The 24521-nt window shown below is 66.7% G+C and carries 12 protein-coding genes and 6 pseudogenes; 6 read left to right on the top strand and 12 right to left on the bottom strand.

Features of this window, described 5'->3' with window-relative positions; genetic code table 11:
* The first annotated feature begins 62 nt into the window (after positions 1 to 62).
* From accD to ACVWW1_RS29830, 3 genes and pseudogenes are all read left to right on the top strand, one after another.
* Positions 63 to 1005, top strand: a pseudogene (gene accD / locus ACVWW1_RS29840) (acetyl-CoA carboxylase, carboxyltransferase subunit beta).
* Positions 1006 to 1100: 95 nt separating this feature from the next.
* Positions 1101 to 2345: a bifunctional folylpolyglutamate synthase/dihydrofolate synthase gene (locus tag ACVWW1_RS29835; RefSeq protein WP_456660705.1), complete on the top strand. Its 1245-nt coding sequence runs from the start codon at positions 1101 to 1103 to the stop codon at positions 2343 to 2345.
* A 153-nt stretch (positions 2346 to 2498) separates the two neighbouring features.
* A pseudogene (locus ACVWW1_RS29830) lies at positions 2499 to 3240 on the top strand (metallophosphoesterase family protein).
* A gap of 57 nt (positions 3241 to 3297) precedes the next feature.
* On the opposite strand, the gene trxA reads toward ACVWW1_RS29830, so the two are convergent.
* From trxA to ACVWW1_RS29810, 4 genes and pseudogenes are all read right to left on the bottom strand, one after another.
* Complete coding sequence (gene trxA / locus ACVWW1_RS29825) at positions 3298 to 3618, bottom strand: thioredoxin (protein WP_016847387.1); 321 nt, start codon at positions 3616 to 3618, stop codon at positions 3298 to 3300.
* A 117-nt stretch (positions 3619 to 3735) separates the two neighbouring features.
* Positions 3736 to 7213: pseudogene (gene addA, locus ACVWW1_RS29820) on the bottom strand (double-strand break repair helicase AddA).
* Positions 7207 to 10354 (bottom strand): annotated as a pseudogene (gene addB / locus ACVWW1_RS29815) (double-strand break repair protein AddB). The pseudogenes addA and addB overlap by 7 nt, the downstream one beginning before the upstream one ends.
* Positions 10355 to 10437: 83 nt before the next feature.
* Positions 10438 to 11514 carry a LysR family transcriptional regulator gene (locus ACVWW1_RS29810; RefSeq protein ID WP_456658361.1) on the bottom strand — a complete coding sequence of 359 codons (1077 nt, stop codon included), beginning with the start codon at positions 11512 to 11514 and terminating at the stop codon, positions 10438 to 10440.
* On the opposite strand from ACVWW1_RS29810, the gene ACVWW1_RS29805 reads away from it, so the two are divergent.
* Both ACVWW1_RS29805 and ACVWW1_RS29800 read left to right on the top strand, forming a co-directional pair.
* Positions 11486 to 12358, top strand: coding sequence for a hypothetical protein (locus tag ACVWW1_RS29805; RefSeq protein ID WP_456658360.1), 873 nt, complete (start codon positions 11486 to 11488; stop codon positions 12356 to 12358). The two genes, ACVWW1_RS29810 and ACVWW1_RS29805, sit on opposite strands and share 29 nt — an antisense overlap.
* Entirely contained in the window at positions 12355 to 13368 is a 1014-nt protein-coding gene (locus ACVWW1_RS29800; protein ID WP_456658359.1) for a DUF2891 domain-containing protein, read from the top strand. The genes ACVWW1_RS29805 and ACVWW1_RS29800 overlap by 4 nt, the downstream gene beginning before the upstream one ends.
* Before the next feature lie 250 nt (positions 13369 to 13618).
* Here the strand turns inward: ACVWW1_RS29800 and ACVWW1_RS29795 are convergent, their stop codons facing one another.
* From ACVWW1_RS29795 to ubiE, 8 genes and pseudogenes are all read right to left on the bottom strand, one after another.
* On the bottom strand, positions 13619 to 14341 hold the full coding sequence (locus ACVWW1_RS29795) for a nucleotidyltransferase family protein (protein ID WP_456660704.1): 723 nt from the start codon (positions 14339 to 14341) through the stop codon (positions 13619 to 13621).
* 116 nt (positions 14342 to 14457) lie between these two features.
* Positions 14458 to 14778 carry a PilZ domain-containing protein gene (locus ACVWW1_RS29790; protein WP_176534653.1) on the bottom strand — a complete coding sequence of 107 codons (321 nt, stop codon included), beginning with the start codon at positions 14776 to 14778 and terminating at the stop codon, positions 14458 to 14460.
* Between the two features lie 87 nt (positions 14779 to 14865).
* Positions 14866 to 16390, bottom strand: a pseudogene (gene tsaE / locus ACVWW1_RS29785) (tRNA (adenosine(37)-N6)-threonylcarbamoyltransferase complex ATPase subunit type 1 TsaE).
* Positions 16387 to 18898 (bottom strand): annotated as a pseudogene (locus ACVWW1_RS29780) (ATP-binding protein). Before ACVWW1_RS29780 ends, tsaE begins: the two co-directional pseudogenes overlap by 4 nt.
* A 325-nt stretch (positions 18899 to 19223) precedes the next feature.
* Positions 19224 to 19682 (bottom strand): dUTP diphosphatase, encoded by a 459-nt coding sequence (gene dut, locus ACVWW1_RS29775; RefSeq protein WP_342708754.1) that lies wholly within the window; start codon positions 19680 to 19682, stop codon positions 19224 to 19226.
* Positions 19679 to 21103, bottom strand: a complete 1425-nt coding sequence (gene coaBC, locus ACVWW1_RS29770; protein ID WP_456658358.1) for a bifunctional phosphopantothenoylcysteine decarboxylase/phosphopantothenate--cysteine ligase CoaBC — start codon at positions 21101 to 21103, stop codon at positions 19679 to 19681. The genes dut and coaBC overlap by 4 nt, the downstream gene beginning before the upstream one ends.
* Before the next feature lie 64 nt (positions 21104 to 21167).
* The gene (gene ubiB / locus ACVWW1_RS29765; RefSeq protein WP_456658357.1) at positions 21168 to 22742 is read right to left on the bottom strand and encodes a 2-polyprenylphenol 6-hydroxylase; all 1575 of its coding nucleotides are present in this window, start codon (positions 22740 to 22742) and stop codon (positions 21168 to 21170) included.
* Positions 22739 to 23500, bottom strand: coding sequence for a bifunctional demethylmenaquinone methyltransferase/2-methoxy-6-polyprenyl-1,4-benzoquinol methylase UbiE (ubiE, locus tag ACVWW1_RS29760; RefSeq protein ID WP_176534658.1), 762 nt, complete (start codon positions 23498 to 23500; stop codon positions 22739 to 22741). Before ubiE ends, ubiB begins: the two co-directional genes overlap by 4 nt.
* A gap of 139 nt (positions 23501 to 23639) precedes the next feature.
* Here ubiE and mutM point away from each other — a divergent pair, with 139 nt between their 5' ends.
* Positions 23640 to 24521 (top strand): bifunctional DNA-formamidopyrimidine glycosylase/DNA-(apurinic or apyrimidinic site) lyase, encoded by an 882-nt coding sequence (gene mutM, locus ACVWW1_RS29755; RefSeq protein WP_456658356.1) that lies wholly within the window; start codon positions 23640 to 23642, stop codon positions 24519 to 24521.

Genomic DNA, 24521 nt, shown 5'->3' with positions numbered 1-24521 from the left:
GGTTCGCCCGGCCCGCCATATATCCAGCTGGTGCGGGACCGACCCGCATTTCGGAGCGAACCATGAACTGGCTCACCAACGTCGTCCGGCCGAAGATCCGCAACATCCTGCGGCGCGAGACGCCGGAAAAACCTCTGGATCAAGTGCCCGGATTCCGGGCAGCTGGTGTTCTACAAGGACGTCGAGGCCAACCAGTTCGTGATCCCGGGCTCGAACTACCACATGCGCATGGGCGCGGTGGCGCGGTTGAAGTCGATCTTCGACAACGAGACCTGGTTCGATGTCGCGCTGCCCGAGGTAACGGCGGATCCGCTGAAATTCCGCGACGAGCGTAAATATGTCGACAAGATCAGGGATGCGCGGGCCAAGACCGGCCTGAACGACGCGGTCAAGGTCGGCTATGGCAAGCTTGAGGGCACCGGCGTCGTGGTCGCGGTGCAGGATTTCGATTTCATGGGCGGCTCGCTCGGCATGGCCGCGGGTGAGGCGATCGTGCGCGGGCTCGAGCTCGCGGTCGAGAAGAAGTCGCCCTTCATCGTGTTCGCCGCGTCCGGCGGTGCACGGATGCAGGAAGGCATCCTGTCGCTGATGCAGATGCCGCGCACCACGGTCGGCGTGCAGATGCTGCGCGAGGCGAAGCAGCCCTATATCGTGGTGCTGACCAATCCGACCACCGGCGGCGTGACAGCCTCTTATGCGATGCTCGGCGACGTCCAGATTGCCGAACCCGGCGCGCTGATCGGCTTTGCCGGCGCGCGCGTGATCGAGCAGACCATCCGCGAGAAGCTGCCGGAAGGTTTTCAGCGCGCCGAATATCTGCGCGAGCACGGCATGGTCGACATGGTCGTGCATCGCCATGAGATGAAGGCCACGCTGGCGCGGATGTGCCGCCTGCTGACCAGGGCACCGGCGCTTGAAACCGCCTCCAAGCCCACGGTCGCCGTCACCGAGCCGGCCCAGATCGTCACGGCCCCGGAGACGGTGCCGGCCGCGCCGCACGCGTGACAGCAAGCGCCGCCCCATCGCAACCCTCGTTCGAGGCGTTGATCGCACGGATATCGGCGCTGCATCCGAAGCGCATCGATCTCAGCCTCGATCGCATGCGCGGCCTGATGGAGCGGCTCGATCATCCCGAGCGCAAGTTGCCGCCGGTGATCCATGTCGCGGGCACCAACGGCAAGGGCTCGACGATCGCCTATCTGCGCGCGATCCTCGAAGCCGCCGGTCTGCGCGTGCACGTCTTCACCTCGCCCTATCTGGTGCGGCTCAACGAATGCTACCGGCTGGGTGCCACGGGCAGTGGCAAGCTCGTCGGTGACGACGAGCTGCGCACGACGTTCGAGCATTGCGAGCGCATCAACGCCGGCAACCCCATCACCATCTTCGAAATGGAAACCGCAGTCGCGTTCTGCCTGTTCGCGAAGCATCCGGCCGATGTCGCGCTGCTTGAGGTCGGCCTCGGCGGCCGGCTGGATTCGACCAATGTGGTCGAGACGCCGCTGGCCTCGGTGATCACGCCGGTCAGCATGGATCACATGGAATTCCTCGGCGATACGCTGACTTTGATCGCCGGCGAGAAGGCCGCGATCATCAAGCGCAAGGTGCCGGTGGTCTCTGCCGAGCAGGCGCCGGACGCGATGGCCGTGATCGAGGCGGAAGCGAGGCGCATGCGCGCGCCGCTGCATGCCGCCGGACAGCAATGGCATGTCGGCGTCGAGCGCGGCCGGCTGGTCTATCAGGACGAGCGCGGACTGATGGATCTCGCTGCGCCAAGACTGTTCGGCCGGCACCAGTTCGATAATGCGGGCCTCGCGATTGCGACCTTGCGTGCGATCGACACCTTCAGGCTCAACATCGCGGCCTATGAGGCCGGCATCGTCAATGCGGAATGGCCGGCGCGGATGCAGCGGCTCGTTTCCGGTGCGCTTGTCTGTCAGGGCCCGCAGGGCTCCGAGGTCTGGCTCGATGGCGGGCACAATGCCGAAGGCGGCCGCGTTGCAGCCGCTGCACTCGGCGATCTCGAGGAGCGGGTGTCGCGGCCGCTGGTCGTGATCACAGGCATGATGGCCAACAAGGATGCCAATGCCTTCCTCGCCAATTTCGCCGGACTGACGCGCCACATCATCGCGGTCCCGGTGCCCGGCCGCGACAACGGCATGGCGCCGGACAAGCTCGCCGATGCCGCGCGTGCGCTCGGCATGCGGGTCGAGATCGCATCCGGTGTCGACGCCGCGTTGCAACGGCTTGCCACGCTGGCCTACGAGGTGCCGCCGCGCATCCTGATCACCGGCTCGTTGTACCTGGCGGGTCCAGTGCTTGCGGCCAACGGCACGCCTCCTGCATAAGTGGTCCCGCGTCCCGGATGCGGTGCGCACCAGAGCCCATTCCGTTCTGATTGAATCGGAACGGAATGGACTCTGGATTTTCGTTTGACGCGTTTTCTTCACGCGAACCGGTACCCACTTCGCTCGAAAACGCTTCAGGGAGGACGAGACGTCATGCGTTTTGCTGCGATCGCCGACATCCACGGCAACCATCTCGCACTTGAAGCGGTGCTGTCGGATATCCGGGCGCAGGGAATTTCCGACATCGTCGACCTCGGCGACATGGTGAGCGGGCCGCTCGACGCTCCGGCCGACCATCGACGTGCTGATGCAGCTCGATGCCGTCCATCTGCTCGGCAATCACGACCGCTATCTCATCGACCGTCCGCACGAGAAAATGGGCTCATGGGAGCGGCTGACCTATACGCAGCTCGAGCCGCAGCATCTCGACTGGCTGCGCACCCTGCCGGCGAATGCGGTCTATCGCGACGCGGTTTTCCTCTGTCACGCGACGCCCCAGGATGACGAGACCTACTGGCTCGACACCGTGCTGCCGGGCGGCGAAGTCTGCATGTCCACGCTGGAATCGATCGAGGCGCGGGCGGCCGGCCTGACGCAATCGCTGATCCTTTGCGCGCACACCCATGCCGCGCGAGCCGTGCGGCTTCGCGATGGGCGGCTGATCGTCAATCCCGGCAGCATCGGCTCACCCGGCTATCGCGCCGGTAAGCCGCATCCGCATGTGGTGGAGGCGGGTTCGCCGGATGCGCGTTACGCGATTCTTGAAAAGGTTGATGGCGACTGGGACGTGACCTTCCGCCACATCCCCTACGATCACGCGGCGATGGCAGCGCTGGCGCGGCGCAATGGTCAAGCCGAGCTCGCCTCGGCGCTGGCGACGGGATGGATCAGGTAAAACAAAACGGCCGGCTTCTCGCCGGCCGTTTGCACAAATCAGCTAATGCGAAACAGATCAGACCGCAGCGGTGATCCACTGCTGCAGCTTGGCCTTCGGCGCGGCGCCGACCTGACGGGACGCCATCTCGCCGCCCTTGAAGATCATCAGGGTCGGGATCGACATCACGCCATATTTCGACGCGGTCTTCGGGCTCTCGTCGACGTTGAGCTTCACGATCTTGACCTTGTCGCCCATCGCGCCGGAAATTTCATCGAGAGCGGGCGCGATCATGCGGCAGGGTCCGCACCACTCGGCCCAGAAGTCGACGACCACCGGCCCGGTCGCCTTGAGCACTTCGGCTTCGAAATCGGCGTCAGAAACCTTGCCAACGGCCATGCGAGTACCTCGTTCGGTTGAGACAAAAGGGCGCGGCGGAGAATCGCGCCCGGGGAGCATGGGTCAAACCTATGAACGCCCCCTTGCCGGGTCAAGCTCGGTCACATTGACATGATCTTATGCCAGCCCGGCGTCCAGCGCGGAGGCCGAAATCTCCATGATTTCAGGTGTTTCGGTCCAAAGCAGCGCCGCCCGGACGGGCAGTTGGGGATAAAGCTTCGCCAGCACGGCCCGATAAAGCGCGAGCTGCCGGACATAGCCCCGCGGCGCCTCGGCAACGGTCTTGGGCGGGCCGTGGTTGGTCTTGAAATCGACGATCAGGACGTCGGTTGGCGTCACCACCAGCCGGTCGATCTGGCCTGAGACCAGCGCCTTCGGCTGGCCCGGTCGCTCCAGCCGTCCGACGATCGAGACCTCCGCGCGGCTGCCGGGCGCGAACACGGCGGCGAAACGCGGATCGGCAATCAAGTCCAGCACCTGGTCTGCGAGCGCGGCTTGCTCCTCTGCGCTCCAGCCGTCGGCGTTGCGCGCGAGGTAGCCGAGCGCGGCGGCGGGCCGCCGCTCGGCGGCAATTTCGGGCAACGATTGCAGCAGGCGATGCACCAGCGTGCCGCGTTGCAGAGCACGGGCGCGCAGCAGCACCGATTCGCCGGTTCGTATCGGATGGCTGTCGCCGTCCGCCGGATCGGACGGGCGGAGCACGCCCATTGCGGACGCTTCAGGTGCAGCCGCCGTCCGCAGCCAGGACGGCAGCGCGATCCGCTCTGCGGCCGTTGATGCAGCAGCGCCGGTGAGATCGGCGACGTCATCCGGCCGCGAATAGCGCATCACCTTGCCGGCCGGCGTCTTGATCTCCTCGAGCTTGAGCCCGGCATTGGCGAGCCCCTTGGTAATCAGATCGTACCAGGAGGATTTCCGTACCGTGTTCATGTTGCCGGGCATGCAGCCGCCGACGATCAGCCGGTCGGCCGCACGGGTCATCGCGACATAGAGCAGGCGGCGATATTCGTCCTCGGTGTCGCCGAGCATCGCCTTGCGCGCATCGGCGACATTAGGGGGATCCTCGGCCTTCTTGCCGGCCCACACCACGACGCCGGGCGCGTTCGGCGCGGCGTTGCCCTGCGGCAGATGGATCAGCCGCAGCCGCTGCGTGTCGGACGGCGAGGTCGTGGTGTCGACCAGGAACACCACCGATGCCTCGAGGCCCTTGGCGCCGTGCACGGTCATGACGCGAACCTCGTCGCGCGAAATCTCCATGTCGCGCTTCACCTCGGTGTCGGCGGCGCGCAGCCAGGCGACGAAGCCCTGCAGCGAGGCCGGCGCCTTGCGCTCATAGCTCAGCGCGAGCTCGAGGAATTCGTCGAGCGCGTCGTTGGCCTCGTGGCCGAGCCGACGCAGGATGCGCGCCCGCCCGCCGTCGCCGCCGAGCAGCCAGGCGTAGAATGCGAACGGCGTCTCCTGGGTGAAGCGGCGCTCGCATTGTTCGAGGCGGCGCAGCGCGGCTGAAAAGCGTTCATCGGTCGGCGCCTGCGCGGCCAGCGCCTCGCGCAGCGTGCCGCGGCGCTGATACGCCAGCTTGAACAGATCGTCGTCGGTGAGGCCGAACAGCGGGCTCTTCAGCGCCACCGCGAGCGCGAGGTCGTCCTGCGGCAGCAGCAGCGCGTCGGCGAGGTTCATCAGGTCGATGATCGCGATGTGCTCGGTCAGCTTCAGCCGGTCGGCGCCGGCGACCGGAATGTTGGCGTGCTTCAGCGCCTGGATCACCGCGTCGAACGCGTTGCCGCGCCGCCGCACCAGGATCAGCATATCGCCGTAACGCAATGGCCGCCGCCCGCCGACGCTGCCGGTCATGGTGCCGCTGCTGACGAGGTGCTTGATCTCGGTCTGGATGCGCCGCGCGAGTTTTACCTCGGGGCTGGTCACCGCGACGCCGTCGAACGGCGCGCGCCAGCCCTCGATGTCCTGGCGGTCGTCCGCGACCGCGAGATCCCACAGCTCGATCAGGCTGGGGGCCGGCATCGGCCATCGCATTGTGGATCGGATAACCGTTCTCGACCGCATGAATGCTGCGGAAGATCTCCTGCTCACGGAACACATGGTCGACCGAATGCAGGATCACCGGTCCCGAGCGGAACGAATAGGTGAACGACACCGGATCGAATTTCAGCCCGGCTTCCTCGAAGCGCCGCTTCAGCTCGCGCCGCCGTAGGTCGAATTCGCGCGGTGCTGCGCCCTGGAACGAGAAGATCGACTGCTTCTCGTCGCCGACCGCGAACACGGTGCGCACCAGGCCGTCGCGCGCGCCAGCGCCGGAGGTGAATTCCGAGATGATGTGCGCGACGATGTCCCATTGCCGTGGGCTCGTATCCTGCGCCTCGTCGATCAGCACGTGATCGACGCCGCGGTCGAGCTTGTAGTGCACCCAGCCGGAGGAGACGCGGTCCAGCATCGCCAGCGTCTTGTCGATCAGATCGTCATAATCGAGCAGGCCGCGTTCCAGCTTTTCGCGCCGGTAGTGCGCGGCCGCGGCGGTCGCGATATGGATCAGCGCCTCGGTGCGGTCGCGCGCGACTACGGCGCGGCGGCGCTCGATCAGGGGACCAAGCCGGTCGACCTCCGCCTCGAACCTGTGGCCTGCGACGGCATTCTTCTTGATGAAATTGTTGGTGACGACAGACGCACGCGGCGCGCGGTCATCGGTCAGGAAGACGCCGAGATATTCATCGACCTGGGCTGCGCCGGTGAAGGTCAGCGCCGCCCGCAGCCGTTCGGCCTGCTTCTGATCCGCCTTGCTGCTGGTGTCGAGCAGCGTCGCCATCTCCTTCCAGCTCGACCGCTGCAGGTTCGGACCGTCGACGATCTCGCGCTCGACATCCTCGATACGGATATCGGAGGAGACGCCGAGCGCGGCCGACATCTGCGCGGCGGCGGCCGCGGCGCTGCCGGCGGCATCGGTCCAGCCCATGAAATGATCGCGGCTGAGGCACGCCTCGCGGACCACGTCCTTGAAGGTGACGTCGGCCGCGCTTGCCATCGCCGTCCGCAGCGCGCGGCCGATGGGACTGTCGGGAATCCGCGACGCCTCGAGGAACACCGCGAGATTGGCGCGTTCCATCATCTCGTTCTGGTCGCGGTCGTCCAGCACAGCGAAGCGCGCCGGCACGTTGGCCTCGAACGGAAACTGTTGCAGCAGACGGGTGCACAGCGCGTGGATGGTCTGCACCTTCAACCCGCCGGGCGTTTCCAGCGCGCAGGCAAACAGCTTGCGCGCCTCGCGCCGCAGCGAGGCGGATGGATGCACGATGCCGGCCTCGCGGATCGCGGTATCGAGCGCTGTGTCGTCGAGCGTCACCCAGTGGCCCAGCGTCGTGAACACGCGTTCGGCCATGTTGGCCGCGGCGGCCTTGGTGAAGGTGATGCAGAGGATCTTCTCCGGCGGCACGCCTGATAGCAGCAGGCGGATCACGCGCTGCACCAGCACATGCGTCTTGCCGGAGCCGGCGTTGGCCGACACGAAGGTCGACGCCTTCGGATCGGACGCGCGCGCCTGCGCGTCGCGCACCGCCGGCGGGATGGGTCTGATGGCCTTCACCATTCCTCGATCCCCAGGCCGCCGGCGGCGGACCATTCCTTGATGCGCGCGAGGTCGTCATAGGCGCCGTAGCGGTTCGCCCACATCGAGAGGTTCAGCGAGGTGTAGGCCTGCTGCTCGTCGTCGAAGGCGCGAATCAAGGCCTCCAGCTTGCGCCGCGCACTGTCGGCGGCTTCATCGGGCGGCTGCGGCGTGTCGTTGGTCTTGATCTTCAATTCCAGCGAACGCTGCTCGCCCGGCGGGTTGTTGCCGCTCAGCCTGACATAGACGAGATCGCCGACCGATGAGTCGGCTGGAATATCGGCAAAGCCGCCCTCGCGCAGGATCGCGGCTTCCAGCGTCAGCTGCGGCGACAGGCCCATGCGCACCTGCTTGCCGGTCGGCGGCTGGCCGGTCTTGTAATCGAGGATCGCAAAGCTGCCGTCGTCGCGGCGCTCGATGCGGTCGGCGCGCGCGGAGAGCGTGAATGTCCTCGTAGCGTCAAGCGGAATACCGATCTCGCCGCGAATCTCGGCCTTGATCGAATCAATGTTACCGCGCCGCGCCTGCTCCCATTCGGAAAACCACGCCGCGATACGCTGGAAGCGTGGCCACCACAGCGCGCGCGCTTCGGGCCGCTCCATCAGTGGCGCAAAATGCTTGGCCCCGATGTCGCGCAGCGCGCTCTTGATGTCGTCAGGCAGCGCGTCGGCATAAACCTGTGTGAACTCGCCGAGCGATTCGTGGATTGCGGAGCCGCGATCGGCCGCCGACAGCGGCATGTCGACGGGATCGAGCGGGTCGAGCTTCAGGATGTAGCGCGCATAGATCGTGTAGGGATCGCGCAGCCAGTCCTCGATCGCGGTGACCGACATTTTCAGCGGCCGCGCCTCGCGCGGCGGCCGCGGCTCCGGCTGCGGGATCGGCTGGACCGCATCGTGGCCGGTCGAGCTCCGCGGCATATTGCACGTAAGTCTCGCCGGCGGATATCGCCGCCTTCCAGCGCGCTTCGCCCGCAACGGCTTCGAGCCGATGCAGGAAGCGCGAGGCCACCGCCGGCGCGCCGCCGACCTTGGCGGCGTGGGTGAGGATCACCTCGTCATGGCCGAGCAGCTGCGCAAAGTCGTGCGCGGAGAGGCCGATGCGCCGTTCGGGGAGATCGAGCCCGAGCTCGTGCCGCATCGGCCGGCTCAGCCACGGATCGACCCGCGGCGCCGGCGGCCAGACGCCCTCGACCAGACCGCCGAGGATGACGCGATCCGACTCGGTCAGACGTGCTTCGAGCTGGCCGAAAATGTTGAGCTGCGCGCGCGCCGATTCCGGCCGCCGCACCATGCGGTCGGCGAACGCGGTCTGGAACACCTCGGGATAATCTGACAGCGGCGTCATCAGCCCGCTCGGCTGCTGCTTGGCGAGCAGCTCGTCGAAGGCGGACGCGAGCGAAGCCCCGGCGCGCTCCTCGAACACCATTGCGACGCCGTTCTGGTCGGCCGACAGTGCGATCAGCGCCTCGCGGTGACGCGCCGCCAGCTCGGCGAAATCATGGGGCTTTGACGAGGCCATGCCTTCCAGCGGCGCCAGCGCCGCTTGAAGCTTATCTATCAGGGCCTGTGCCTGATCGAGTTCGCGGTCCCGCAACCGTGCGCGTTGCTCCTGTCGATGCAGCGAGGAAGTTTCGCCGCTATTGAGTTTGACGAGTTCGGCGCGGAAGCGGGCGAAGTCGCGCGCGAGGCCGCTGGTCGCAGCTTGCGGCCGCGTGCCGCGGAGCAACGCGATCTCCAGCACCTCGATCGCACGCTTCAGCGCGCCATGGGCGCCGCCGAGCCGGAACAGCGGATGCTTGAGCAGCGCGAGCAAGGTCGGCGGCTCAAGCCCCTTGGCCGCGGCCTCCGCGGTGAGGCGGGCGAACACACCGGCCGGCGTTTCCATCAGCGCATCGCCGCCGGAATCGTCGAACTCCAGCTTCCAGCGCGTCAGCGAGGCCATCACGCGGCGTGCCAGCGCGCGATCCGGCGTCACCAGCGCAGCCGATTTGCCGAGATGCCGCGCCTCGCGCATCGCAACCGCGATCGCCAGCGCTTCCATTTCCGGATTGGGGGCTTCGACCACCGTGAGATTGGTCATCCCGGCGGAAATCCGCGCCACGATCTCGGGCCGTTCCAGCCGGTCGTGCCATTGCGCGGTCGCGGTCGACGGCCGCATCGTCTCCGACACCAGCACCTCGCGGCCGAGCGGCGCAGGCTCAGCAAGGCTCTCGACGTCACGGCGCTTGATGCCGAAGCGGTCGAGCAACGCGTGCATCGCGAATTGCGGGTGGTTGGACGAGGGCGGTGTGGTGAACCTGCCGTCGTCGCCGCGCTCGCCGCCGATCGTGTCCCAGGAATCTTCGTCGAGATCGGTGTCGAGCCCAGGCAGCACCACGGCGCCGTTCGGAAGCTTGGCCACCGCGTGGAGGAATTTTGCGGTCGCCGGCATCGAGCCGGTCGAACCGGCCGCGATCACCGGGCCGGCGTGATGCGCGGTCAGCCGCGCCGCTTCCGCCTCGATCAGCTGATCGCGGCGCGCCGCGGGCTCGATCCGGCCGATCTCCTTGAGGTAGTTCGGCCAGGCGTCGCGCGCGATGCGCAGGAAGTCGAGCGAATGCTGCCAGTATTTGTCGAGCTGGTCCGGCACCAGGCGGTCGAGCGCGCGCCAGTCGACGCCGCGCGTCACCATGTCGTCCATCAGCCGCGCCAGGTCGCCGGCGAGCTGCAGCGTCGAGGCCGGGCCGCCGACCACCAGCGGCGCCGACACTGGCGTCTTCGCCCAGGCCGCGACCAGATGCGCCAGCGTCAACCGGCGCTCGAGCTCGCCGAGTCTCGGCGGGATCTCCAGCGGCGCAGTGCCGCCGACATCGTCGCCCTGGTCGGCGAACGCAAGCTCATCCTCATCGATCTCGCCGAGCGCGACGATGCGCGGCAGCACCGCGGCGTCGGAATCCAGCACATCGAGGAAGATCTCGCGCGCCAGCCGTCCGGCGCGGCGGGTCGGCAGATAGAGCGTGGCGCCGGCGAGCTTTGCCGGATCGCTCTGCGCCTCGAATCCCGCGACCAGCCGGCCATCGACCAGCGCCGAAATGACGGTGCGCAGGAACGGCGCAGAAACGGGAACGCTGAAAACGCGCATGGGCTGCCTGGTTCGAATCAGGCGCCAATATAGGGAGCTGCGGCCGTCGTTAGCCACCCCTGCGGGTCGGCCATCACCGCTGATTATCGTAGCCGGGCGGCGCAGCGATCGACGGCATCCAGGAACCAGCGCAGCGCCGGATCTTCAGCCGCGCGGACTGTATGGATCAGGTCGATTGCGAAGGCCGGGATGTCGATCGGCGGCATCACGACGGCAATTTCGGCGAGATGCGTGAAGCGGCGGCCCACGCGCTCGGCCATCGTGGCGATGAGATCGGTGCCGGCCACGGCGAAGGGAACGGCCACCACATGCGCCAGCGTCACGGCCACCCGTCGTTTCAGCCGATGGCGCGCCAGCAGCGCGTCGATCACGCTCGGCAGCCCATCGCCGCCGGCCGCGGAGAACAACGCGTGCGGCAGGGTCGCGTAATCCTCCAGGCTGAGAGCCTCGGATCGGCTCGCGCGCGCGCCATCGCGGATGCAGACGAAGCGTTCCTCGAACAGCCGGTGCCGGACGCAGCGGGGCGAGCCCGGCAGATGGCCGCCGATCAGCGCATCGAGTTCGGCGCGCTCGAGCTTGGCCAGGGCCGCCGTCGTGTCAGTCAGCGGGCGCACGGCAAGGTCGATGCCCGGGGCTTCCATGCGCAACAAGCGGCTCAGTTCCGGCACCAGAACGAGGTCGCCGTAGTCGGTCGCTGCGATGGTGAAGCGCCTTCGCGCGGTGGCCGGATCGAAGCCCGGATCGGGCGCCAGTGCGCCCCTGATTTGCCGCAACGCCTCTCCGATAGGCCCCGCCAGCGCCAGGGCCTTCTCGGTCGGCTGCATGCCCGCGCCGGCGCGCAGGAACAGTTCGTCCGCAAACAGCGCGCGCAGCCTGCGCAACGCGCTGCTCATCGACGGCTGGGCGAGGCCAATGCGCTCGGCCGCACGGGTGACGTGGCGCTCCTCCATCAGCGCCTCGAAGGCGACCAGCAGGTTGAGATCGACGGCGGCTAAATTCATCACAGCAATAATGCTTATACCAATAATCGATTTCAACAATGATTTGCACAAGCCTACGATTGCGACTGACACGACGATGAGGCGGGAAGACTTGAGACGTTCAGACTTGGGACGATCATTCGCGAAGCTGATGCCGCGCGGGCCGACCTTGCTGATCATCGGCGTGCTGGCCGGGCTGGCTTTCCCGGCCCTGGCGGACAGCGTGCGCCCGCTGATGGCGGCAGCGATCTTCGTCCTGGTTCTCGGGACCTTTCTCCAGGTCGACGGCGCGGCGTTCCGGCGTGCGCTGGGGCGTCCGCTGGTCTCGCTGCTGTTGCCGGCGCTGGCGATGCTGGCTTGTCCGCTTGCGGTCGGCTTCGCGGCGCGCGGCGCCGGATTTCGGCCGGAGTTGATCGTTGCATTGGTGCTGTCGGTGTGCGCGCCGCCATCGACCGGCACGGCGGCAGTCGCGCGCATGCTCGGCTTCGACGCGACCGTTCCATTGGCCGTGACGCTGCTGTCGATGGCGCTGGCCCCGATCACGGTTCCGCTGATCGCAGCGGGATTTGCCGATCTTGCGCTCGATCCGCTGGCGCTCGCCGCGCGGCTGGCGTTGCTGCTGCGCCGTCAGGCCGCTGCACAATTGGCGCGGCATTCGCGCACCATCGACGCGCTTGTGGTCGCCTCACTGTTGCTGTTCGCCATTGCCACCATGGCCGGGGTGCGTGCGCAGATCGCAGCGCAGCCGGCCACCGCGCTGACCTTGGTCGGCCTTGCCTTCGCCTGCAATCTCGCGCTGCAAGCGCTTGGCGCGGTGCTCACGCTGGGCCCGCTGGCCGAGCGGTTGACCACGGGCCTCATTCTGAGCAACCGCAACGTCGGACTGGTCTGGTCGGCGATGGGCGCGGCGGTGTCGCCGATGACGGCGCTGTTCTTCGCGGCCACGCAGTTTCCGATCTATATGATGCCGCGCCTGATCGAGATGCTGGTTCGGCGCGAGCGAAAGGAGAAAGCCTCATCATGAGCGAGACGATCCTGACCGAAGACCTCGCCGTCCGTTTCGCCCGCATCGCGCTCGGCCATGTCGGCCGCGAATATCCGAACAAGCCGGATCATGTGCTGGCAGGGCCGCAGGACGCACGCACGCCGCGCGAGCTGCATCCGGTGTTCTTCGGCAGCTACGATTGGCACTCCTGCGTCCATAGCTACTGGATGCTCGCCCGGCTGCTTAACCGCTATCCGGCGTCAGAAGCGGCGGACGATATCCGCACCCTGTTCGACGCGCAGTTCGTCACGGAGAAGGTCGCGGCCGAATGCACCTATCTCTCGGCCCCGATGGCGCGCGGCTTCAAGCGGCCTTACGGCTGGGGCTGGCTGTTGAAGCTCGCAACAGAACTCTCGTTGCTCGATGAGACGCGATGGCGGGAGCGGATCGCGCCACTTGCCGCAATCTTCGCGCAGCGCTTCCGCGATTTCCTGCCGCTCGCCACCTATCCGGTGCGGGTCGGCACGCATTTCAACACCGCGTTCGGGCTTCGCATGGCCGCCGACTACGCCGCGGCGACGCAGGACGATGCGTTCGACGCGCTGTTGCGTGAGACCGCGTTGCGCTGGTACGGCGCCGATCAGGATTGTCCCGCCTGGGGTGAGCCGAGCGGTGATGATTTCCAGTCGTCTGCACTGATCGAAGCAGAGTGCATGCGCCGGCTGCTGGCGCCGGGCGACTTCCTGCCCTGGTTCGACCGCTTCCTGCCGCGGCTCGCGCAACGCGCGCCCGCAACTCTGTTCCGGCCCGCAACGGTCACCGATCGGTCGGATGGCAAGCTGGCGCATCTCGATGGGCTCAATCTCAGCCGGGCATGGTGCTGGCGCGCGCTGGCCGGCGCGTTGCCGGAGGGCGATGCGCGGCGCCCGATCCTGCAGGATGCTGCGCGAGGCCATCTCGACGCCGGCCTGCCGCATATCGCCAGCGACTATATGGGCGAGCACTGGCTCGCGAGTTTTGCAGTGCTCGCCATCGACAGCGATGGCTAAGACAGCTTTGCCTAAAGCGGGACGAGTTTTGGTCGAATCGGCTTGGCGCGGTCTCGGTTCACCTCTCCCCATTGGGGAGAGGTCGGATTGCGCCTGGCGATGCGAAGCATCGTCCAGTGCAATCCGGGTGAGGGCCCTTGCTCTCTCGATAGACCGTAACCCCTCACCCGATATGCTGCGCAAATCGACCTCTCCCAAGGGAGAGGTGAACTTGCGACGCCGTTCTAGCTCAACCTGATCTCATCAGGCTCTAAGCGACGCTTTCCAGGAAAGCTTCCTCCGCGGCCTGGATTGCATCGGGGGTCCCGACATGCATCCAGACGCCGTCGAGGCGCAGGCCGAACAGCCGCTCCTGCTCGTTGGCGCGGTCGAACATCTTGGTCAGTGAGAATTCGCCGGCGGGCGCGTCGGCGAACAGCGCAGGAGACATGATCGCGGCGCCGGCATAGACGAACGGCACCACCTGGTTCTCCCGCCGCTTGCGCAGCGCGCCGTCGGGCAACATCGAATAGTCGCCGCGGCCGCTATAGCCGATGCTCGAGGCGGTCGGCGCCATCAGCAGCAGAATATCCATCCGCGCGGGATCGAAGGCTTCCGCCAGCCGCGCCAGATTGGAGCGCACGCCGTCGATCCACATCGTGTCGGCATTGAGATGGAAGAACGGCGAATCACCGAGCAGCGGCAGCGCCTTCACCACCGCGCCGCCGGTGCCGAGCACCTGGTCGCGCTCGTCGGAGATGATCACGCGCGGGCGGCTGCGGGTCTTGACGTGCTCGATGATCTGGTCGGGCAGGTAATGCACGTTCACGACCGCTTCGGTGACGCCGGCGCCGGCAAGCTTGTCGAGCACATGGTCGAGCAGCGGCTGGCCGGCGACGCTCACCAGCGGCTTCGGCATCGTGTCGGTCAGGGGGCGCATGCGCACGCCGAGGCCCGCAGCGAGCACCATAGCCTTGTGGGGAGTGACGGGCATTTTCCTGATATTCTCGGTCATCATCTCTCGGCGCCGATCATATCACGGCGATTCGGCAAGCGCATCGATCAGACGCCATAGTCACGGGACATGACGGCCGTAAGACGGCAACGGGCCTAGACGTCGGCAGCTTGCGCGCCGCGTTTGGCAGTTTTCTTCTTCTTGTCGCCTTGTTTGAGGAAGTTGACGCCGATCTGGTCGCCATTGACCCACGCCAGCTCGCAGCGGCGATAGGCCAATCCTGTGGACGACAGCAGCAGAAAGAACTCCTTCAGGTTCAGGCCCTCGACCGAGCCGTCGACGGAGAGCTTGGCGCCCGTCTCCGACACGTCTTCCATGGTGCAGTCGCGCCGCCAGGTGCCGTCAATGCCCATCATGTGCGCGGCTATGCCGCGCTCAAACGTGACACGATCGCCCCTGCGTCGTTCCGTCCCCATCGTGTGGTCCTGCTCCCGATCCGGCCGCGTCCTGGATGAAATGCGGCCTTCGCAACTTTAGGAGACCCAAGGCTAATAACCCGTAAACTAAGGTACTGGGGGAGGGACGTTGGCTGTGTACCAGATGCGAAAGGTAGCCAATGCCGGATGGGCCAGCGACCGTTCCAGGTAGGTCCAGATCCGCGGCTGATGCTTCAGATATTGCGGCTTGCCGTCGCGGCGGTTGAGCCGCGCAAAGGTGCCGAGCAGGCGGGTGTTCCGCTGCGCCGACATGGTCGCATAGAGCTCGGCGAACCCTGCGGGATCGAAGTTCTCGTCGGTCGCGCGCCGCGCCTTGATGTAGCGCGTCAAAGAGCGACAGCTCGAGCTGCTCGGGCACGTCGATCCGCGCATCCTGCAGCAGCGACACCACGTCGTAGGCCGCGGGGCCGAGCAGCGCGTCCTGGAAGTCGATGATTCCGACGCGCAGAATGCCGGTGCGCTCGGCAAGCCAGATGATGTTCGGCGAATGGAAGTCGCGGATCACCCAAGTCTGCCGCGCCGCGGCGGGTTTCTGCAGAAGCCCGCGCCACATCCCGAGGAATTCGGTGCGGAGCTCCTCGTCCGGCTGCACGCCGCGGTCGGGCAAGTACCATTCCAGCATCAGCCCGATCTCGATCAGCCAGGCGTCGATATCGAACACCGGGATGTCGTAACTCTCGTCTGATGTCACCGGCAGCCGCTCCGGCAGCACCTCGCGATGCAGCGCCGCCAGCATGTCCACGGCGGCTTCGTAACGTTCGACGATCGGCCGCGGCGGATCGCCCTCGATCACGCCTTCGGCGCCGAGATCCTCGGTGATCAGGAAGCCGGATTCGAGATCGATGTGGCGGATCGCGGGTGCGGAGAAGCCGTGCTTGCGCAGGCCGTTTCCGATGGCGACGAACGGCCTGACATCTTCGGCGAGATGCACCGCTGCACTGTAGGACCGGCCGTTGTAGATCGCCGGGCCGTCGGGGCGGCGCGGCGAGTTCATCAGGATGACGCTGCCGTCGTCGTTGCGCAGCCGCGCATAGGAGCGCGTCGAGGCATCGCCCGGCATGCGCTCGCGCCGGGCGTTGAGGAAGCCGCCGCGCTCGAGGAATTGGCGCAGCTCGTTGAGCCGCGCAACCTTCGCCGCGCCTTTGCCATGGCCGGTGATCTCGGCCGCGCGTGCGGCCGATCCGAGCGCCGGGCGGTGGCTGAACGCGATGTCGATGCGATCAGTGGGCATGGCGTCCGGCGCGCGTTCCGGCCATTCGATCAGCGCCACGATGTCGTCGGGCAACGGCGACAGCCCGAGCTCCTCGAGTTCGCTGGCATCGTTGATGCGATAGAGGTCGGCATGAACCAGCGGAAACGACGGCAGCTCGTAGCTCTGCGCCAGCGTGAAGGTCGGGCTCGGCACTTCCAGCGTATCGTCGGCGGCGAGGTAGCGGATCAGCGCGCGTGCGGCCGCGGTCTTGCCGGCGCCGAGGTCGCCCGAAAGCGTGATGACGTCGCCGGCGCCGATCAAGAGCGCGAGGTCGGCCATCAGCTCGGCCGTCGCGGTTTCGTTCGCGAGTGCCACCGAGAATGTCGAGGTCGCCGTCATTCCGCAGCGTTGCGATGCGCGGTCTGGTCGATCGGGAAGTCGCAGGTCACGGTCGTGCCGCGGCCTACGGTCGAATCGACGCGCACCCGTCCGCCATGCAGTTCGACAAAGGAGCGGACCAGCGACAGGCCGAGCCCCGCGCCGCGGTGCCGCGAGCCGTGCGAATGGCTCTCGAACCAGTTGAACACCTTGTCGCGCATCTCGGCCGGAATGCCGGGACCGGCGTCGGTCACCGAAAACACCACGCTGTGCTCGGTGCGGTGTGCGCTGATCGTGACGGTGGCGTCATGCGGCGAGAAGCCGACCGCGTTGGCGAGCAGATTGTAGAGCACCTGCACCACGCGCCGCTCGTCGCCGACGAAGGCGCCGATGTTGGGCTCGATATCGACCTTCAGCGTGATGCGGTCGGTTGCAAGGCGGTCCTGGATGCCCTCGGCGGCGGCCTCGATCGCCTGGCCGATATTGACCGGGCCGAGCTCGAGCTTCATCGCGCCGGCGTCGATGGTGGCGAGATCGAGAATGTTGTTGGTCAGCGCCAGCAGCGCGTTGGTCGATTTGGTGACGTAGTCGAGATATTCGGCCTGCTTCGACGTCAGCGGTCCGGTCGAAGGATCGCTGAGGAAATGCGCGAAGCCGATGATGGTGGTGAGCGGCGCGCGCAGCTCGTAGGAGACGTGGTGGACGAAATCCACCTTCATCTGGTCGGCGGCTTCCAGCGCCTCGTTGCGCTCGCGCAGCGCGCGCTCGACATTCTCGGTGTCGGTGATGTCCTGGAAGGCCAGCAAGGTCTTGCCGTCGGGCAGCGGGATGGTCATGCAATTCAGCACGCTGCCATCCTTGCGCTCGAGCTTGAGCGCGACCTGGGCGCGGTTCTCGATCGCGGTGATCTGCTCGCGCAGCGTCCGCCAGGTCAGCGCGTCGTCGAGCAGCGGCCGGCACAGCGCTTCCACCGCCTCGATATGCGGTTCGCCCTGCAGCGCATCGGCCGGTAGCTTCCACATCTTGGCGAAGGGCGGGTTGAACAGCTCGGCGCGGCCGTTGCTGCCGAACACCGCGACCGCTTCGCCGAGATTGTCGAGAGTTTCGCGCTGCACCCGGGTCAGGCGGTCATAGCGGCGCGCGAGGTCGAGGCTCTCGGTGACGTTGTCGAACAGATAGGTGACGCCGCCCTCGAGGTTTGGCGTGGTGACGACGCTGATGGCGCGGCCGTCGGGCAGGAACCAGGTATAGGTCTCGGATTTCGACCGCGCGATAGGCCTCGTGCAGCTTGGCCTTCCAGGCGCGGAAGTCCGGCTGCTCGGGCAGCTTGCGGTTGGCGCGCAGCCGGTCGAGCACGCTGGAATCGTCGGGATTGCTGTCGAGGAAGGCCTGGTCGAGGCCCCATAGCCGCCGATAGGACTCGTTGTAGAAGGTGAGCCGCCGGTCGGCATCGAACACGGCGACGCCCGAGGATAGCTGATCGAGGGTGCGCCGGTGCGCTTCGACCATCCGCGCGATCGCCGCGCGCAGCGCCGCAGCTTCGCTGGCGTCGATCGCGATGCCGGCGCTGCCGCCGGAGAGCTTGAGCGCCTGCACGTCGTAGATCCGCCGCTCGCCGCTGACGACGATCGGCAGCCGTGCGGCGTAATTGGCATTGTCGTTCAGCGCGCGGGTCAATTCGGTGCGCTGGTCGCTTTCGAGCAGTTCGAGGTTGCGCTGCAGCGCGTCCGACACGCTCTTGCCCTCGGTGGCGCGGACATAGGCCGCGTTGGCATAGCGCAGGTTGCCCTCGAGGCTCTTGGCCCAGATCGGCCATGGCGCGGCGGCGGCGAAATCGCGCAGCAGCTCGGTCTCCTCCTGCAGCGTCTTGTAGCGCAGGTTGGATTCGGCGAGTTCGCGGCGCAGGCCGCCGAGCTCGCGGATCCGCACGATGGCCTGGCCGCCGATCGCGCGGCCCATCGCCTCGATGGCGCGGCCGGCCGAGGTCGAGAGGTTGAGCAGGAATGCCTCGCCCTTCTCGCGCAACGCGTCGACCGCGTGGTCCATCTGCAGCGCCGGTTCGGGCGGCAGCCAGGTTCCGAAGGCGAGGATGCGTTGCGGCGCGCTTTCCTGCGACATCACCAGCGAGACGTCGCCCGAGATCTGCGGCCGGTTGTCGCCCGCGGCCCAGGAGATCAGGACCTGCGGTTCGACGAACAACAGCGCGCGCAGCCGGTCCGATTGCGCCTGCAGGTCGGTGATCTCGGACTGCAGCTGCTCCTCGTTCCTTGTGGCGCGCAGGCGGGTCCGCATCAAAAGGATCGCAGCGAAGACCGAGAAGCCAACCAGCGCGAACGACGTCGCGAGAACCGCGACCTCCTGATGATTGAAGCCGAAATGATCCGACATCGCCTGGGCGACCAGGCTTTCAGCGGCAAAGGACGTGCGGGCCGGCAGCAATGCGGTGATGGCGAGCCCAAGCATGCCGTCGCGCGCCAGTGAGGTGCATGACAGCAGGGTTCGACGCATTGCCGCGACTACGCCCGACATATGTTGCCCCAGAACGCACAAACCTTAAGGCATGATCCGGAAAACAGGAGACCGGTATCCCCCACGGCAAACGTATAACGTCTGTCCGGGGATCATGCCCAAGCAGGACCCAACAGCCCGACGAAGACCCCCGTCGCGCTCGAATCAATCCAGAATAGTCCCAACCGGACTCGGCGAGTAAGAGTCCAGACCGTGAACGCAGAATCCGCTGTGAAAAAATGCGGCGGCTGATGTGGATTTTACGCGAATTGACTCCGTATTCGCGCGGAGAGCGCGCCCGAAGCGTGATCTCCCGGAGATGGCCGCACACTTCTCTGGTCGCCTTCTAGCGTCCGGTCGAGCCGAAGCCGCCGCTGCCGCGATCAGTCGGTGACAGCACGTCGACCGGAACCAGCTCGGCCCGGGTGACCGGCGCGATCACCATTTGCGCGATGCGCTCGCCGCGCCGGATCGAAAACACCTCCTGGCCGTGATTGATCAGGAGCACATTGATCTCGCCGCGATAGTCGGCGTCGATCGTGCCGGGCGAGTTCAGCACCGTGACGCCGTATTTGGCGGCGAGGCCGGAACGCGGCCGCACCTGCGCCTCATAGCCCGGCGGCAGCGCGATCGTCAGCCCGGTCGGAACCATCTCGTAGCGGCCCGGCAGCAGCAGCAGCGGCGCCGACCGCGGCACCGCGGCCAATAGGTCGAGCCCGGCGGCGTCGGCGGTCTGATAGATCGGCAGCAGAAGGTCCGCGCCATGCGGCAATTGGTGGACTTCGACCTTGATGGTGGCGCTCACGATGCGGTTCCTACAGCTCTTGCGATGCGCGATACCAGCGCGCTCGCGACTTCTTCCTTGGTCATCACAGGCCAGGAGTCGACGGTGACATCCTTGCCCTCGCGCGAGAGCAGATGAACGGTGTTGCGGTCGCCGCCCATCACGCCGGTTGCCGGCGAGACGTCGTTGGCGACGATCCAGTCGCAGCCCTTGCGCGCGAACTTCGCCTTGGCGTTCTCGATCAGATGCTCGGTCTCGGCGGCAAAGCCGATCACCAGCGGCGGCCGCTTCTCCTTCAGCTTGGAGATTGTCGCCAGGATGTCGGGATTCTCGACGAGCTGCAGCGGCGGCATCCCGGCTGAGGTCTTTTTCAGTTTCTGGCTGCCTTCGGTGGCGACCCGCCAGTCGGCGACCGCGGCGGCAAAGATCGCGACGTCGACCGGCAGCGCGGCCTCGACCCGGTGCAGCATGTCGCGCGCGGACTCTACCCGCATGACGGAGATGCCCTGGGGGTCGCCGAGCTCGACCGGGCCGGTCACCAGCACGACCTCGGCGCCGGCGGCGCGCGCGGCGGCGGCGATGGCGAAGCCCTGCTTGCCGGATGAACGGTTGGCGATGTAGCGAACCGGATCGATCGCCTCATGGGTCGGGCCGGCCGTGATCAGCACGCGCTTGCCGGCCAGCGGGCGCGGCTGCGGCGGCCGCAGCATGCGGTCGGCGGCGGCGGCGATCTCGGTCGGCTCGGCCATCCGCCCGACGCCGGCTTCGCCGGCTTCCGCCATTTCTCCCGCATTGGGACCGACAGTGTGGACGCCGTCGCGGCGGAGCTGCAGCACGTTGCGGCGGGTGGCCGGATTGTTCCACATCAGCGGGTTCATCGCCGGTGCCAGCAGGATCGGCCGGTTGGCCGCCAGCAGCGTGGCGGTGGCCAGATCGTCGGCATGGCCTTGCGCCATCTTGGCCATCAGGTCGGCGGTTGCCGGTGCCACCACGATCAGATCGCAGTCCCGCGCCAGGCGGATATGACCGGCGTCGAACTCGCTCTCGGCGTCGAACAGGTCGGTGTAGACCCGCTCATGTGACAGCGCGCTGGCGGCCAGCGGGGTCACGAATTGCTGGGCCGCCTTGGTCAGCACGCAGCGGACCTGGATGTGCCGCTCCTTGAGCCGCCGGATCAAATCCAGCGCCTTGTAGGCCGCGATCCCGCCACCGATGATCAGGGTCACCCTGGGCTCGCCGGTCGCGCTGGTGACCCGTGGAGCAGGGGCTGCAGCCGTCGGGGAACCCGCGCGGGGCGTCTCCGCGGGCTCCGTACCGCCCTCTGCGAGGTCCCGGAGGATCACCCGGATCTCCTCCTCGACCGAGCGCCCGTTCCTGGCGGAGCGAAGCCGCAGATAGGCCTTCAGCGTGTCGTCGAGTTTGCGGATGGTCAGGCTGGCCATGGCGTGCCCCCAGCATCATGCTCAAATATGATAGCGATGCTATCACATAGTGCATGCATTGCAATCAGTGTGCGCGGATAGCGAAAAAGATTGCGATCAGGGCGGCGGCGATGACCCAGAGGCCGACGGTCTGCACCCGCGCCTTGCGGGCCTCCGCGCGGGCCATTTCGTCGATCGAATCGGACGACAGCATGTGGCCCTCCCGCGTCATGGTCTCCAGCTGCTCGAGCACGGTCACGGCGCGGTTGGCAATCGACGGCAGGTTGGCGACGATGCGGCCGAGTTCGCCCGCGCCCGATAGCGCGCCCTGGATGCGTCCGGCCGGGCCGAGATTGTGCGTGATCCATTCGCGCACCACGGGGTCTGCGATCTTCCAGATGTCGAGCTTGGGGTCGAAGCCGCGCGCGACGCCCTCGACCACCACCATGGTTTTCTGCAGCAGGATCAGTTCGGGCCGCGTCTGCATGTCGAACAGCCCGGTGACCTCGAGCAGAAGCGTCAAGAGCTTCGCCATCGAGATTTCCTCGGCGGTGCGGTTGTGGATCGGCTCGCCGATGGCGCGGATCGCTTGCGCGAAATTCTCCACCGAATGGTGGCCCGGCACATAGCCGGCCTCGAAATGCACCTCGGCGACGCGGCGATAGTCGCGGGTGATGAAGCCGAGCAGGATCTCGGCGAGGAAGCGCCGCTCCTTCAGCCCAAGCCGCCCCATGATGCCGAAATCGACCGCGACCAGCCGGCCGGCCTCGTCGAGGAACAGGTTGCCCGGATGCATGTCGGCATGGAAGAAGCCGTCGCGCAGCGCGTGACGCAGGAAACTCTGGATCACCTTGCGGCCGAGGTCCGGCAGGTCGACCTCGGCCTGCGCCAATCGGGCGTGATCGTTCAGCGCGATGCCGTCGATCCACTCCATCGTCAGCACGCTGTGGGCGGTGCGATCCCAATCCACCGCGGGCACCCGGAAGTCCGGATCGTCGCGGGTGTTCTCGGCCATCTCGGACAGCGCGGCCGCCTCGAGCCGCAGGTCCATCTCCATCGCGACCGAGCGCGACATCGTGTTGATGACCTCGATCAGCCGCAGACGCCGCGCCTCGGCGGAATGTGCTTCCGCCTTGTGCGCGACAAAGAAGAAGTCGCCGAGGTCGCGGCGGAAGCGCGCGGCGACATTGGGCCGGAGCACCTTGACCGCAACCTGATGCCGCACGCCGTCGCGCTCGACCTCGGCGCGATGCACCTGCGCGATCGAGGCTGCGGCAACCGCCGGACCCAGTTGCACAAAGGCCTGCGACAGCGGCCGTTCCAGCGATTGCGTGAGGACGGCTTCGGCCTCTTCCTGCGCGAATGGCGGCAGCCGGTCCTGCAGGGCTTCGAGATCGCGCGCCATCGCCACGCCGACCACGTCGGGCCGGGTGGCGAGGAATTGCCCGAGCTTGAGATAGGCGGGCCCGAGCCGGGTCAGCGCGCGCGACAGCCGCGGACCGGATTTTGCGGAGCGGCGCTCGATCAGCCGCGCCAGCTTCAACGCAAGCTGCCCGGGCGGCGGCACCAGCGAAGGATCGACGACGCCGAACACGCCCTCGCGCGCAAACACGAAACCGGCGCGGGCAAGGCGCGCAATGTGGGTCAGTGCAGAGATCACAAACGCCAGCCCGAATGCAGCGCCACGATGCCGCCGGAGAGGCTCTGCCACTTCACGCGCGCAAAGCCGGCGGCGCCGATCATTTCGGCGAACGCGTTCGGCCGCGGGAATTTGCGGATCGACTCGACGAGATATTGATAGGACTCGGCATCACCGGTGACGGCGCGGCCGAGCGGCGGGATCACCTTGAAGGAGAACAGGTCGTAGATCCGGTCGAGGCCGGGCACGTCGACGGTGGAGAATTCCAGGCACAGGAAGCGGCTGCCGGGCTTGAGCACCCGGTAGGCCTCCCGCAGCGCGAGGTCGATCTGCGGCACGTTGCGGATGCCGAACGCGATGGTGTAGGCGTCGAACGAACGATCGGCGAAGCCCAACGCCTCGGCATTGCCCTCGACGAACGACACCCGGTCATCGAGGTGCTGCCTCGTGGCGCGTTCGCGGCCGACGGCGAGCATGTCGGTATTGATGTCGCAGACCGTGGCATGGAAGCCGGTGCCCGCGGTCTTGGCCGCCCGGAACGCGATGTCGCCGGTACCGCCGGCGACGTCGAGCAGCGCGAACGGCCGGTCGCCCTTCGGCGGGTCGAGCGTGGTGATCATGACGTCCTTCCAGGCCCGGTGCAGGCCCACCGACATCAGATCGTTCATCAGGTCGTAGCGCGACGCCACGCTGTGAAACACCTCGTTCACCAGCGTCTGCTTCTCGCCCAGGGGCACGTCCCTGAAGCCGAAATGGGTGGTTTGATCCGGCCGATCCATCAACTCATACTCTTACCTTTTTGGTCGCGTTTTCTTCACGCGAACCGGTGCCCACTTCGCTCGAAAACGCTCCAGCCGGACCATAGCGCGGCGGCCGCAATGGCGCTATCACGTCACTTCCAAAAGGTGAATGCCTGCCATGCCGGAATTACCCGAAGTCGAGACCGTCCGCCGCGGCCTGCAACCGGCCATGGAAGGGTCCAAAATCCTCAAGGCCGAGGCCCGCCGCAAGGATTTGCGGTTTCCGTTTCAAAAAGACTTTATCGCCCGGCTCGAGGGCCAGACCATCACCGGGCTCGGCCGCCGAGCCAAATATCTGATGGCGGACCTGAACTCCGGCGACGTGCTGCTGATGCATCTGGGCATGTCGGGCTCGTTCCGCGTGCTGAAGCAGGAGGGCGCGGCGGCGCCGGGGCAATTCCACCATCCGCGCAGCGAGGATCGCGCGCACGATCATGTCGTGTTCCACATGTCGTCGGGGGCTGCGGTCGTCTTCAACGATCCGCGACGCTTCGGCTATATGAAGATCATTGCCCGCAATGCGATCGAGGATGAACCGCTGCTGAAGGGGCTCGGACCCGAGCCGCTCGGCAACGAATTCGACGCGGCGATGCTGGCGCGCTCCTGCCACAACAAGAAGACCAGCCTGAAGGCCGCGCTGCTCGATCAGCGCGTGGTGGCGGGACTTGGCAACATCTATGTCTGCGAAGCGCTGTTTCGCTCGCACCTGTCGCCGCGGCGATTGGCCGCGACGCTTGCAACCAAGAAGGCCGAGCCCACCGACCACGCCAAACGGCTGGTCGACGCAATCCATTCGGTGCTCAACCAGGCGATCAAGGCAGGCGGCTCCTCGATCAGCGACCATCGATTGACCAACGGCGATCTCGGCTATTTCCAGCATTCGTTCCAGGTCTACGACCGCGAAGGCGAGACATGCCGCACCTCGGGCTGCGAGGGCATCGTCAGGCGCTTCACCCAGAACGGCCGTTCGACGTTCTGGTGCCCGAAGTGCCAGAAATAA

The organism is Bradyrhizobium sp. JR3.5, assembly GCF_054057015.1.
The sequence above is the reverse complement of the archived record's forward strand: the minus strand, read 5'-3'. Positions and strand labels throughout refer to the sequence as shown.

Coding starts and splice junctions, on each gene's coding strand:
- ACVWW1_RS29790 (WP_176534653.1), bottom strand. CDS start 14,778: ATGGGGACGGAACGACGCAGGGGCGATCGTGTCACGTTTGAGCGCGGC.
- ACVWW1_RS29800 (WP_456658359.1), top strand. CDS start 12,355: ATGAGCGAGACGATCCTGACCGAAGACCTCGCCGTCCGTTTCGCCCGC.
- ACVWW1_RS29795 (WP_456660704.1), bottom strand. CDS start 14,341: ATGCCCGTCACTCCCCACAAGGCTATGGTGCTCGCTGCGGGCCTCGGC.
- trxA (WP_016847387.1), bottom strand. CDS start 3,618: ATGGCCGTTGGCAAGGTTTCTGACGCCGATTTCGAAGCCGAAGTGCTC.
- ubiE (WP_176534658.1), bottom strand. CDS start 23,500: ATGGATCGGCCGGATCAAACCACCCATTTCGGCTTCAGGGACGTGCCC.
- mutM (WP_456658356.1), top strand. CDS start 23,640: ATGCCGGAATTACCCGAAGTCGAGACCGTCCGCCGCGGCCTGCAACCG.
- ACVWW1_RS29810 (WP_456658361.1), bottom strand. CDS start 11,514: ATGATCAGCAAGGTCGGCCCGCGCGGCATCAGCTTCGCGAATGATCGT.
- ACVWW1_RS29835 (WP_456660705.1), top strand. CDS start 1,101: ATGCGCGGCCTGATGGAGCGGCTCGATCATCCCGAGCGCAAGTTGCCG.
- ACVWW1_RS29805 (WP_456658360.1), top strand. CDS start 11,486: ATGCCGCGCGGGCCGACCTTGCTGATCATCGGCGTGCTGGCCGGGCTG.
- coaBC (WP_456658358.1), bottom strand. CDS start 21,103: ATGGCCAGCCTGACCATCCGCAAACTCGACGACACGCTGAAGGCCTAT.